This is a genomic window from Alteromonas sp. M12, from assembly GCF_037478005.1.
In the GTDB taxonomy this organism is placed as follows: Bacteria; Pseudomonadota; Gammaproteobacteria; order Enterobacterales; family Alteromonadaceae; genus Aliiglaciecola; species Aliiglaciecola lipolytica_A.
This window is the reverse complement of sequence record NZ_CP144164.1, coordinates 1,182,176-1,194,675: the sequence shown is the minus strand read 5'-3', so window position 1 is coordinate 1,194,675 and position 12,500 is coordinate 1,182,176. Positions and strand designations below refer to the sequence as shown.

General features: G+C 42.3%; 12 protein-coding genes. 7 read left to right on the top strand and 5 right to left on the bottom strand.

Features of this window, described 5'->3' with window-relative positions:
* The first annotated feature begins 60 nt into the window (after positions 1-60).
* From frdA to frdD, 4 genes are read left to right on the top strand one after another with little or no spacing between them, the layout of a single operon-like run.
* Positions 61-1,845, top strand: a complete 1,785-nt coding sequence (frdA, locus tag VUI23_RS05040; RefSeq protein WP_342807160.1) for a fumarate reductase (quinol) flavoprotein subunit — start codon at positions 61-63, stop codon at positions 1,843-1,845.
* Positions 1,842-2,561: a succinate dehydrogenase/fumarate reductase iron-sulfur subunit gene (locus VUI23_RS05035; RefSeq protein WP_216049901.1), complete on the top strand. Its 720-nt coding sequence runs from the start codon at positions 1,842-1,844 to the stop codon at positions 2,559-2,561. The genes frdA and VUI23_RS05035 overlap by 4 nt, the downstream gene beginning before the upstream one ends.
* Complete coding sequence (locus VUI23_RS05030) at positions 2,558-2,941, top strand: fumarate reductase subunit C (protein WP_216049900.1); 384 nt, start codon at positions 2,558-2,560, stop codon at positions 2,939-2,941. The genes VUI23_RS05035 and VUI23_RS05030 overlap by 4 nt, the downstream gene beginning before the upstream one ends.
* Positions 2,938-3,330 carry a fumarate reductase subunit FrdD gene (frdD, locus tag VUI23_RS05025; protein WP_252729365.1) on the top strand — a complete coding sequence of 131 codons (393 nt, stop codon included), beginning with the start codon at positions 2,938-2,940 and terminating at the stop codon, positions 3,328-3,330. The genes VUI23_RS05030 and frdD overlap by 4 nt, the downstream gene beginning before the upstream one ends.
* Positions 3,331-3,354: 24 nt before the next feature.
* On the opposite strand, the gene VUI23_RS05020 is transcribed toward frdD, so the two are convergent.
* A complete protein-coding gene (locus tag VUI23_RS05020) occupies positions 3,355-4,356 on the bottom strand; it encodes a prenyltransferase (RefSeq protein ID WP_342807158.1) in 1,002 nt (333 codons plus the stop codon).
* A gap of 139 nt (positions 4,357-4,495) precedes the next feature.
* Positions 4,496-5,233 carry a dienelactone hydrolase family protein gene (locus VUI23_RS05015; protein ID WP_342807156.1) on the bottom strand — a complete coding sequence of 246 codons (738 nt, stop codon included), beginning with the start codon at positions 5,231-5,233 and terminating at the stop codon, positions 4,496-4,498.
* Positions 5,234-5,451: 218 nt separating this feature from the next.
* Between VUI23_RS05015 and VUI23_RS05010 the strand changes: the two genes are divergently transcribed.
* Both VUI23_RS05010 and VUI23_RS05005 read left to right on the top strand, forming a co-directional pair.
* Entirely contained in the window at positions 5,452-6,621 is a 1,170-nt protein-coding gene (locus VUI23_RS05010) for a benzoate/H(+) symporter BenE family transporter (RefSeq protein ID WP_342807154.1), read from the top strand.
* Positions 6,622-6,626: 5 nt separating this feature from the next.
* Entirely contained in the window at positions 6,627-7,289 is a 663-nt protein-coding gene (locus VUI23_RS05005) for a GntR family transcriptional regulator (protein WP_342807152.1), read from the top strand.
* Between the two features lie 237 nt (positions 7,290-7,526).
* Here VUI23_RS05005 and VUI23_RS05000 read toward each other — a convergent pair whose 3' ends face one another.
* The 3 genes from VUI23_RS05000 to VUI23_RS04990 form a co-directional block, all read right to left on the bottom strand.
* Positions 7,527-7,826 (bottom strand): hypothetical protein, encoded by a 300-nt coding sequence (locus VUI23_RS05000; protein WP_342807150.1) that lies wholly within the window; start codon positions 7,824-7,826, stop codon positions 7,527-7,529.
* A gap of 351 nt (positions 7,827-8,177) precedes the next feature.
* On the bottom strand, positions 8,178-9,815 hold the full coding sequence (locus VUI23_RS04995) for a methyl-accepting chemotaxis protein (RefSeq protein WP_342807148.1): 1,638 nt from the start codon (positions 9,813-9,815) through the stop codon (positions 8,178-8,180).
* 137 nt (positions 9,816-9,952) lie between these two features.
* Positions 9,953-11,716 (bottom strand): monovalent cation:proton antiporter-2 (CPA2) family protein, encoded by a 1,764-nt coding sequence (locus tag VUI23_RS04990; RefSeq protein ID WP_216049893.1) that lies wholly within the window; start codon positions 11,714-11,716, stop codon positions 9,953-9,955.
* A 191-nt stretch (positions 11,717-11,907) separates the two neighbouring features.
* Here VUI23_RS04990 and VUI23_RS04985 point away from each other — a divergent pair, with 191 nt between their 5' ends.
* Positions 11,908-12,465, top strand: coding sequence for an NAD/FAD-utilizing enzyme (locus VUI23_RS04985; RefSeq protein ID WP_216049892.1), 558 nt, complete (start codon positions 11,908-11,910; stop codon positions 12,463-12,465).
* The last annotated feature ends 35 nt before the right edge of the window (positions 12,466-12,500 follow it).

The window sequence follows — 12,500 nt, the reverse complement described above, 5'->3', positions numbered from 1 at the left end:
TCACCTTTTAGCGAATACTTGTTTTGGGTTGGATAACAAATCTATAGGGAATGGGACCAAATGAAATACCTAGATTATGATGTACTTATCGTTGGAGGTGGCGGTGCGGGGTTACGAGCCAGTATTGCTGCAGCTGAGCAGGCACAAGCAGCCGGCCTTAATTTAAGTATCGGTTTAGTTTCCAAAGTTTATCCTATGCGCTCGCACACTGTTGCGGCAGAAGGTGGAGCAGCGGCGGTTACCCGTGAAGATGATAGTTTTGCCGCGCACATTGAAGACACTGTCGCAGGTGGTGACTGGTTAGCAGAGCAATCTGTAGTCGATTACTTCGTGCGCCATGCTCATCAAGAATTAGTGCAATTGGAACACTGGGGTTGCCCTTGGAGCCGCAAAAAAGATGGTTCAGTGCAAGTTCGTCGCTTTGGCGGCATGAAAATAGAACGCACTTGGTTTGCAGCCGATAAAACCGGCTTCCACATGTTACATACGTTATTTCAAACCTCCTTACGCTTTAATCAAATCCAGCGTCTAGATGAGTTTTTTGTGCTCGATTTGTTAGTCAATGATGAACAAATTTCGGGCATTGTCGCCTTGGAAATCGCCACAGGTGAATTGCATTTTATTCGAGCTAAATCGGTCATTTTGGCAACCGGTGGGGCAGGAAGACTATTTCGCTTCAACACCAATGGTGGCATTGTAACCGGTGATGGTATGGCACTGGCCTATCGTCATGGTGTGGCACTGCGCGACATGGAATTTGTGCAATACCATCCCACCGGCCTGCCAGGTTCAGGGATACTGATTACTGAAGCCTCACGTGGTGAAGGTGGCTTAATGCTCAACAAACAGGGCTACCGTTACCTGCAAGATTACGGTTTAGGTCCGGAAACACCTGTAGGTGAGCCTAAAAATAAATACATGGAACTGGGGCCTAGAGACAAACTGTCACAGGCGTTTTGGCATGAACAACAGGCAGGACGTACTGGCCGCTTCGGCGACAGTGACGTTGTCTATCTTGATTTACGGCACCTCGGAAAAGCCTACTTACACGAACGCCTTCCCTTTATATGTGAGCTGGCAAAATCCTATGTCAATGTAGACCCAGTCAAGGAGCCTATACCGGTGCGCCCTGCGGTGCATTACACCATGGGCGGGATCACCACCAATGCCAAGTGTGAAACCTCAATAAAAGGACTCTTTGCCACCGGAGAATGTGCTTCGGTTGGCCTGCATGGGGCTAACCGCTTAGGTTCCAATTCGCTCAGTGAGTTATTGGTATTTGGCCGTCTAGCCGGCGAGCAAGCGGTAGCATTTAGTCAACAGCGAGAACTCACGCCCTCAGCTGATTTAGAAGCTCAGTTTGAAGTTCAACAACAACGTATAACCACATTGCGTAATCAACAAGGTCGAGAAAGTTGGGTAGCGATAAAACGGGAGTTATTAAAAACCATGGAACAAGGCTGTGGAATTTATCGCGATCAAGCAGGATTACAGCAAACGCTGAACACCATCCGAGAGCTCAAAACACGCTATCAACAAATAACAATCGCAGATAAAAGCCTTGGCTACAATACCGAGCTATTGCAGTGTATCGAGCTTGGGTTTGGTATAGATGTGGCTGAAGCAACCTGCTTAGCGGCGTTATTGCGCCGTGAATCTAGAGGTGCTCACCAGCGCCTTGATGAAGGTTGCACCCAGCGTGACGATGAGCAGTATTTACAACATAGTCTGGTTTATTATCAAGCCAATGGTGATGCGCATTTAGCTTGGCAGCCGGTTGATATTTCGTTATTACCACCAGCAGCAAGAGCCTATGGTGATGCAGGCAAAGGAGTCTCATCATGAAAACGATCAGTATAGCTCGCTATCTACCAGAAACATCTCAAAGCCCTTTTGTTCAACAATTTAACGTTCCCGTTGACGACAGCACTTCGGTGCTTGATGCCCTCAATTACATCAAGGAAGAGCTAGATCCTTCATTGAGCTTTCGTTGGTCTTGTAGAATGGCGATTTGTGGCTCATGCGGACTTATGGTCAACGGTGTTCCGAAACTAGGCTGCAAAGTATTTTTACGTGACTACCACGACGAAGTAGTCATAGAACCGCTAGCCCATTTGCCGGTAGAGCGGGACTTAATAGTGGATATGGATGCGTTTTTAACTCACCTAGAAGCGGTCAAACCCTATCTTATTGCCGATGATAAAAACCCCACTGAAGCGAACCGACAAACGCCCGCGCAAATGGCCAAATACCAGCAGTTTTCCGATTGTATCAACTGTGGACTATGTTACGCGGCCTGCCCACAATTTGGCTTAAATCCTGAATTTTTAGGGCCTGCAGCGATTACCCTAGCACATCGTTATAACCTAGATAGTCGTGATCATGGAAAAGCGCAACGAATGCCTTTATTGAATACCGAGGAAGGCGCGTGGAGCTGCACCTTTGTCGGCTTTTGTTCAAAAGTCTGTCCGAAAAATGTAGATCCCGCGGCAGCAGTCAATCAATCAAAAGTTGAATCAGCTAAAGACATGATTATCCAATTATTTAAGGGGAATTTATGACTTATCGCACAACGCTTTCTCGAACCTGGTGGTTAAAACACAATGAGTTTAAAGCTTATATGTTGCGCGAAGCGACAGTATTGCCCCTCACGTTTTTTATCTTGTGTTTAGTCTCTGGCGTTTACTGTTTATGGCAAGGTGAAAGTCAATGGACCAACTGGCAAACCGCAATGGGCCAACCTTGGGTGCTAGCCCTAAACGCATTAGCCTTGTTTGCCAGTCTATTTCACGCATGGACGTTCTTTCAGTTATTTCCGAGAGTCATGCCGATTCGTATTGGTCAAATAAGCGTACCAGCCAATTTGTTAATAGCAGGGCAATGGGCTGGCGTACTATCAGTCATCGTTTTATTTAGCTGGTTATTTTGGGGAAGTTTATGAATGTTCAAACACCTATGAAAGAGACAAATACCTCTTCAAAACCCCAGCGCAGTAGTGAACCTGTGTGGTGGGCATTATTCAGCGCTGGCGGTGTTTGTTTTGCAGTATTTATTCCCGCGGCAATCCTATTTTTCGGTTTACTGCAACCTATAGGACTGATCGAATTTAGCTATTCGCAAGCTCATAATTGGTTTTTCAGTTTTTGGGGACTGATGTTTAGCGGCGCCTTTATCATTTTGCCAAGCTTCCATGCAGCGCACCGGATTCGCCACGGTTTACACGACCTAAAAGTGCAACACCATGGACTCATCAAAGTGATTTGTTATGGTGTTGCCAGTTTAATAGGCGTGTTAACCCTTGGAATTTGGCTAACGGGTGTGATTGCTTAAGGGCCTTTTTTTAGGTCTAATCGCTTATAAATTGAAACCCGCAATAATATTTTCAAGTATTAACATCACTAAGAAAAACAAACTGAACTTACGTGTATATTGAAACGCGTTAGGCGCAAACCATAGCGGCCAGACTTCTTTTCGAAAGCCATCAGGCATGCTAGTTGGCCGCTCGTGATTAAACACTTTGAATGTGTGGATAAGGGTAGGTACGGCCAATAACAAGACCAAAATACTGATACCAATATAACCACTCAAATAAATATACGCGGCCAGAAAATACTGAGACAACAACATAAATTGAACGGCTTTTCTTGCGTAAGTAGAACCTAATAATACTGGTAATGAATAAATGCCTTTGCTTTTATCCATATCCATTTTATCGATATGTTTACCAAAAATAACAGCCGTGGGTGCTAACGCATACAAAGTACCAATTAACATGGCTGCTACGCTCCACTGTCCACTGCTGACATAATAAGAGCCCCCTACCATTAATGGCCCCCAAACAATTAATACAGATAACTCCCCTAACGCCAGTTTTTTCAACGGCCAAGTGTAAAACAGCACAAAAAACGCACCTGCGAGCAGTAACCACAGTACATCAAGACCACGCAGATAAATGATGATAAACCCACATGCAAGGGCTAACGCGCCAGTTACTGAGATGTATCCCATCAACTGCTTTTTGGTTAACAGTCCACTTTCTAACACATGAGTACCATATTGGGTGCGGAAGTAATTTCCTTTGTCCACACCTCTAGCCGAATCAGTGTAGTCATTCAGCAAGTTATTGGTAGCATGAGCCAACACTAAACCTATAATACATAAAACAGCTAAGCCAAAATCCACCGTAGCAGTACTCAATGCCAACAAAATGCCAATAATGGCAGAGGTAAAACTCATGATTGTGACTGAAAAGCGGCTCGCTACCAGCCATTTAGTCAATATATTTAAACCATCCCAGCATGTTTTATCAACCTGAGGCACTGTTCTGAGAGCTTGAATCCATATAGCTTGTGACATTGTCATCTCTTTTTGAGTTGTGAGTTTGATAAAGTTGGCGCAGTGTATTGGTGCAAACCGAAACTGCTCAATACAATAGTAAAAAAGTACCCTTTGAGTATCTAAAGTTTATAACCGAAAAACAAGCCTAAAATAGCCGTCAATGCAGTACCCGCTGAAATAAGGCAACCGCTTGTTGATACATTTGTAAAGCTAAAGCACCGTCATAACGATCACCTTCGTCTCGCATAAACGCGTGCACACCATTGACTTCACACCACTGATAATTAATCCCAGTTGCGATGCATTGCTGGTAAATGCTGAGCCTTCCTTGATTTGGCACATGAGGGTCTTGTTTACCCCACACAAAATGAATTTCCCCTTGAATATCTGCCATTCTAGCCAGACTTTGCTGTTCCGGTTCAGCACTCAAAGCATTGTTGTGGATATCTGTTGCATATAAACAAAAAGCACCTTTAATGGCAGGATTAAGCGCCGCGCGATAGGCCAAATGCCCACCGATGCATACTCCCATTGCGCCGACCGCGTTAGAGCAGTAAGTAGCTGAGTGAATAAAATCCAGCATAGCTAGAGTATCGCTATCGTGATCAATCAAGGGTTTTTTGGATTTATCTTCATTACCCTTATCTTTGCCAATATCGTCATATTCTAATACCGTTCCAGCAGGATTAAGCTCATGAAAAACCTCAGGCACAATGACCACAAAACCATGGCAGGCCATGATTGCCGCGGATCGACTTATGGGCGCTGTTTGCTGAAAAATCTCTGAATAAAAAATAATCGACGGATACACGCCCTCGTCACATGGACGATAAATATAACAACGCATTTTGCCCGTGGCGGTGTTTAAATCGATGGTTTCTTTTTGTATTTGCATGATTGTTTACAACCTTATTTTTGCTCAGATGATTTTTAGCTAGTTTTTATATAACGCGTTTATTCAGACCTTTTTTATTCAGAGCCCCACCTAACCAAAACGGATTAGGTGAAGTAGAGCAATCATAACGTTATTTTTTCGAAAAGTGCGAAATACAACTTCCCTTGTGAGCAAAACCCACGTATAAAATGTATACATTTTTAAATTTGTATACATTTATGCTTCAAAAAATCATTCAAGACAGTTCTTTATCTGCTTTCATTGCCGGCTTCATTGCCGTTTTAGTTGGGTTTGCAAGTGCAATGGCGATAGTTTTTCAAGCAGCCATTGCATCAGGAGCGAACAATCAGCAACTGGAATCTTGGGTATGGGCATTAGGATTAGGCATGGGGCTGAGCACCCTAGGGTTATCACTTTGGTACAAACGCCCACTTATTATTGCTTGGTCTACACCGGGTGCCGCCTTACTGGCAACAGCTGTGATGAATAATGATATAGCCACAGCAACAGGTACCTTTCTAATGGTGGGTGTCCTGATTACCTTAGTGGGGGTGACTGGCATTTTTAATAGGCTGGTTAAACTCATCCCGCTTTCTGTCGCATCTGCCATGTTAGCCGGTATTTTAATGCAATTTGGGCTCGGATTATTTGCTGCAATAGACCAACAACCGGCGTTAATTATTACCATGTTAGTAGTTTATTTATTGGCCAAACGCTTTATTCCAAGATACGCCATTCCCCTTGTATTATTAATTGGCTTAATCTTTTGCATTTTTAATCAAACCATTGAAACACAGAGTCTTTCCTTTGAATTTGCCACACCTGTTTGGGTGTCACCAAGTTTCTCTTTAGCGTCAATGATCGGCATTGGCTTACCACTGTTTATTATTACCATGACCTCACAAAACCTGCCTGGCGTAGCCATATTAAAGAGTAATGGATACGAGCAACAACCCATTTCGCCAATCATCACCACCACGGGGATCACCACCCTTTTATTTGCCCCTTTTGGTGGTTTCACCTTTAGTATCGCCGCCATCACCGCTGCTATTTGTACCAATGAAGAGTCTCACCCTTCGCCAGATAAACGCTATATTGCTGGCATATCTGTGGGCATATTCAATATAATTGCTGGTGTGTTAGGGACTGCGGTGGTGGGCTTATTTGCCGCGTTCCCACAGGCACTCATTGCCGGTTTAGCAGGGATAGCACTGCTAACTGCCATAGCCGCTAGTTTAAAAACCGCATTAGATTATGATAGAGAAAGAGAAGCGGCCGTTTTAACCTTTTTAATGACAGCCTCGGGTATCAGCTTTTTTGGCGTCGCCTCTGCATTTTGGGGGATAGTGGTAGGTATGTTAGCTCTGCATCTAACTAAAAGAGTGTAATTGGAATGACAAAACAACAAGCACAAATGCTCTACAATCAAATTAAATTGGATATAAGAGAAAACAAACTACCGATTGCACAAGCACTCAAGCAAGAAGCACTTTCTAAACGCTACAATATTAGCCGCATCCCCATTAGAGATGTACTGCAACGATTGAAAAATGAAGGTTGGCTCACCAGCTGTGGTAAGTGTGGGGTGATGATCCCCGAGTTAAATGCCACAGAAGCTGAAGATCTATATTTAATGCGAAAATACCTCGAACCGCTAATTTTGCAATATGCCATTCCCAACCTTAACCAACAAACCATCGGCAAAGCCCGCGACTATTTGCAAGCCATTGATTCTCAAGAACAGCTAAGCATCGAAGAACACGGTGAGTTGAACTGGCAATTTCATGCCTGTCTTTACGAGCAAGCAAACCGCCCCACTCTGTTTAATACTATCGCTAGTTTGCATCAACTATGTGGCAGATATATTGGTTATCACAACCAACAGCTGAATTATCTGAAAACCAGCCAACAAGACCACTACAACATACTCAAAGCAATAGAGAACCAAGACACCGAGCACGCTATAAGCCTATTAGAAGCCCACATTAGTGATGCCGGAAAAACCTTAGTGGCGTTTTTATTGCAGGAATCGGGGGATATTGCCGAGAAGGAATGATTGGGGGTAAGTGAAATTGGCAATTGGAGTTTGGGAAACGAGGTTTAGAGTTTCAAACCAAGAACTAAAACTATCCTTAGACATAAGATCGACTCTTAAACTTAATTTGATTGCCTCTATTTCTAAACTATCTGGGTAAATCCAAGTTTTCCTAGGTTGGGACATTTTAACGTTCTCACTGTAATGAGGAGGTGACCACTACTACGGGAGAGGAGCAAGGTATGAATAATTAATTTATCATGTGGCATTTGAAATACCACCTATATTTAAAATTACAAATATACCAAGTGACAAAATACCGATAAAAAATAAAACTGCAGCCACCCCAGCAGATCTCATAAAAACCTTTCCTGTTAATTCTTGATCAGCCGCCCCAATAATTTTTGGCAATAAAATAAGAATAATGACTGAACAAAGAATCGATAAGAGGAAAAAACTAACAGAACATATAGCGAATAAAGAAGAATGTTCTCCGTACTCAATATTCCGTAAAAAAGTAGCCAGCAGTAAAATAGAGCCGGTTGAAAGTGTCGTCATATGTTTGAAAGCATCGAACAACAATTTGATACCGTCTTTTTTTCATCGGGTAGGATTTTTTGCATATTCCCTCTATGACATATAATTAAAGTATTTGGCCGAATAACCCCATGTTTAAACACAAACTATTTTCGGCTTTCTATATCTTTTATGTTTTGTCACAGCCAATAACTTATTGTACAGCTTAACGTTATTGCCTATTGCTAGTCTGTGGTTGGTGCGGACATATGGACAGGGAAATTGTCTAAGCTCTTGAGAATTACCAAAAGAATTAACCAAACAACTGGAAGAACCATTCATTTCAACAGCTCTGCCACCTTTGATGCTTCAACGTATCTGACTCTTTTGATTTTAAATTTTCGTTTTAAAATCTCGGGTCGCAAGGTGAATGCTTTCGAATATCGAGGACAGTACTTTTGATGCGTCTTCCATTCGGTTTACCGCAAGTTGAGAGCTTTCACTCAAGGCAACAATTTCTGAAATGTCATTGTTGACGTTGCTGTTTTGCAATTGCTGTAAGCCTACTGCATCTTGCACTTGTAAGTTCAAATCGTGAATTTTGCTAAAAGATTGACTCAATGCATCAATAATTCCTAACGAAGACTCTGCTTGGTGCAGCCCGTCTGCGGCTTGGATTTTGCCTTGAGCCATAGCAGAGACGGCTTCATCTGCGGCATTTTGGAGTTTTTGTACATTTTGCGAAATAAGTTGAGTAGATTGCTGGGTTTTATTTGCCAAGTTACGCACTTCGTCCGCTACAACAGCAAAACCTCTGCCAGCGCCTCCAGCCCTAGCCGCTTCTATGGCAGCATTTAATGCCAGTAAATTGGTTTGATCAGCAATGCTGTTGATCACATTTACCACGTCGCCTATATCATCAGAGTCTTTTTTCAGTGTTGATATAATATCAGAGGCATAATTAGTTGCGTCCATCACGCTTTGGCTAATCATCACATTCTGTTTAAACACCGTTCGCCCTTGATCGGCTTCTTTTGTAGATGACGCGACAAATTCTGATGCTTTTTTAATGGCCCCATCAATGTCATTCCCAGTTTGGGTTAATTGCTCAACACGATCATTGGTTTTCTGAGTCAAATCAACTTGGCTTTTTAAACCATGCTTTACGGTTTGGAACCCTTCAACCAAGTTATTAATGATTTCACCGAGCTCTTTTAACTCTCCGAGAATTCGACTTAGCATTTTGCTCAAGTCATTTTGAATAAGTTTCACATTATCGGTAACCAGACCAATTTGATCTCTGGTGGTACTTTCAATCTCGCCGGTGAAATCACCTGAAGCGATTTGTTTTGAAACATCGGTTAAGCGATTTAAAGGAGTTAATACGCTGGCATTGATAAACCAAGAAACCGCTAAAATACAGATTAAAATCGTCACAATGATAATCACATTGGTATAAATAAATACGGAACTGGCGCGGGATTCAATTTGCTTTTTCAAACCTAAAACGTATTGGTTAGTTGCTTCAACAGCGTTATTTAAGCTCTCAGTGGGTGCTCTATCAATGCCTTTGACACTGTTGTCAGCTACGCCAATATCAAAGCCGGAAGTTAAGAACGCATCATAACCAGACTCATAGGCTTGGAGCATTTTCGGATAGCTAACTGAAAAGTCTTTGACGTGAGAATATGCAGGATGTTGCTCAGACATATTGTTTAAAATATTGCTGTATTGGGTGACAATAGTTTGCCCATTTTCAACAAATCGGCCCCAATATTTTTCAAGTTGCTCTGGGTCTTTGCCTCTTATTAAGGTGTTTTTCCATTCTTGTACTTGCGTTTTAAAACGCACATTTAGCCCAGAAACATGGGTGATATTGGTCACTTCTTGATTGACGGTCGCGGAATATTCCTGCGTCACTGAGTTTAGCGAAGACAGTCCAATATAAACCGCGACTAAAATTATCAATAAAATAGAACAAATAAGAAAGAGTAACTTATTTCGTATATTCAAATAGAAGAATTCAAACACTAGCGATTACCTTGAGCTGTAAGATGAAAAAAATGCAGGCACAAAATGCCATAAACAAGTACATATTGCCGGCCGCTAAGCCTATGCTGTTAAGATGACATTTTTGTTACACTACTGCTCAGAGTCGCTACTTTTATCTAGTTACCACCGATCTGTTTAATATCATTGGCAAATAAAGTTTCCAAATCAGCCCGGCCCTTCTTACTTAATTGAATCAGTTCATCTAAATCAGAGTCTGCGTCGATAACTTCTTTGAGAATTTTTTCATCATGCTTTTCGAATATGTCACACATATGCGCAGCCTGTTTTTTGTCAAACCCAAAATCTTCTAGCACCTTTTCAGCGGCCCGTAACCCAGACCAAAAGAGTTCCCTAACAAAGTGTAAGTTTTCAACTTTAGACAAGCGCATTACCGCATTACGGTTGCGGGCTCTGACCACCATTTTCACATGGGGAAATTGCTCACTGACCAACGCGACAATTTTGAAAGTATCAACTTCATTGTCGATAGCAATCAATAATATAGACGCTTGCTCTATCCCCGATATCTTTAATAAATCTAATCGAGTGGCATCACCATAAAACACTTTGTTGCCGAATTTTTTAACAAAGGCGATGTGTTCTGCATCTTTATCCAATGCTGTGAACGGGATTTTATTGGCCGCTAAAATACGCCCAGTTACCTGACCAAAGCGCCCAAATCCAGCAATAATAACCCGCGGCTCGTCGGTGTCGGTTTGCGAATCGTATACCGCTGGACAGTTACGACTGTTGAACCAAATACTGTGTAAAATCACTAATGGTGAAGTTAACGCCATAGAAACGCCTACCACCAAAGTAACCTGACTAGCTAGGGTGGGTGCTATTAGGTTTGCTAGGCTCGCCTCTCCCATAACCACAAAGGCAAATTCGCCCCCCTGAGAGAGCATCAATGCAATGCGCATCGAGTCAGTTGTACTTTGTTTCGAAAATTTAAGAATGCTGAAAATAATGGCTGTTTTAATCGCAATCAGAGTTAACGCGGCGGCAATAATTACCAGTGGATTATCGAAAAACAAATCTAAGTCTAAATTCATACCAATAGCGATAAAGAACAGACCTAACAACAAACCTTTGAACGGCTCAATTTCCGCTTCTAATTGATGCTTAAAGCTTGAGTTAGCAAGTAGCATCCCAGCCACAAATGCGCCCATTCCCATCGACAACCCTGCTTCTTGCATACCTAGCGCAGTCGCGATAACAATTAACAACGCGGCAGAGGTCATGATTTCGGCATTACCCCAGTGGGAAATCAGTCGCAAAAATGGATTGATCAGAAATTTTCCAATAATCAGCACTGCCACAATTGCACAGATGCTTACCCACCACGCAGGGGAATCGACATCAGGCACAGTGGAAAGGCTTTGTACTAACAGCAGAATGGGAATCACAGCCAAATCTTGCATCAATAAGATTGAAAAACCTTTTTGACCTGGTGGGGTCTTTAAAATATTTTGATTTTCCATCAATTGAATAGCAAAAGCGGTAGAAGAAAGCGCCACGGCCAAGCCTATCACTATGGCTGCCGTCCAGTCCGTACCGACAATATACTTCACCGATATCGCGATGAAACTAGCACTTAGAAATAACTGTCCGCCCCCTGTAAAAACAATCTGATCACGCATTTTTAAGAGTTTTTTGGGCTCTAACTCCAAGCCGATAATAAACAGTAAGAATACGACACCGAGTTCCGCAAAATGTAAAATTGTCTCGGGCTTAGAAACCCAATCCATAATCGACGGGCCGATGACCATACCCGCCACTAAGTAACCTAATATTGCTCCCAATTTCAAACGTTTGAAGATAGGTACTGCCACCACAGCTGCGGCCAAAAAAATCATTGTAGAACCCAACAAACTCATAAATATTCTCTCTTGGTTTTGATCTTGGCTAAGATTTTGGTTTTTCTAACAACAATTCCAACATGGAATCAGTTGGTGCTGACATGGAAGCAACAGACCAAATCGAACAAAAAATAAACAATAAAGTGTTTTTGTGTACTAATATTGTTCTAGTGCATTAGAAACAACGAGACAGTAAAAGGGTACTTGAGATGAAAAGACAATACTACATAAGTGATGACTTGAATGATCTACGTATTATCCAAAGTGAACTTGAAGACAAAGGATTGAGTACACCTCAATTGCATGTGTTAAGTGAAAATGATGCTGAAGTTGAAAAACATCATTTACATGCCATTGAATCCGTGTTGAAAAAAGATGTTGTACGATCCACCGAATTAGGAGCTGTGGTTGGCGCAATTGGCGCAGCCTTGGTTTTGTTATTGGCGTATAGCATGAATTGGCATCTCACGGCTGCAGGATGGATCCCCTTTGGTTTTCTTGCGGTGGTAATACTGGGGTTTTGCACATGGGAAGGCGGACTTATTGGCATCCAAGTCCCGAATTATCAATTTAGACAGTTTCAAAAATTGCTAAAACAAGGAAAACACATATTTTTCGTGGATGCCACCGAGCAACAAATGGCAATTGTTGAGCAAGTCGCCAGTCAACATACTAATCTCAAGTTGGCCGGAAGCGGTGAATCACCTCCAGACTGGGTGGTTAAAAGCCAAGATAAATTTAACAACTTTATGAAAGTCATGCCCTAGCGCGTTTTTCTAGGCAACAACATATGCCTTCACAG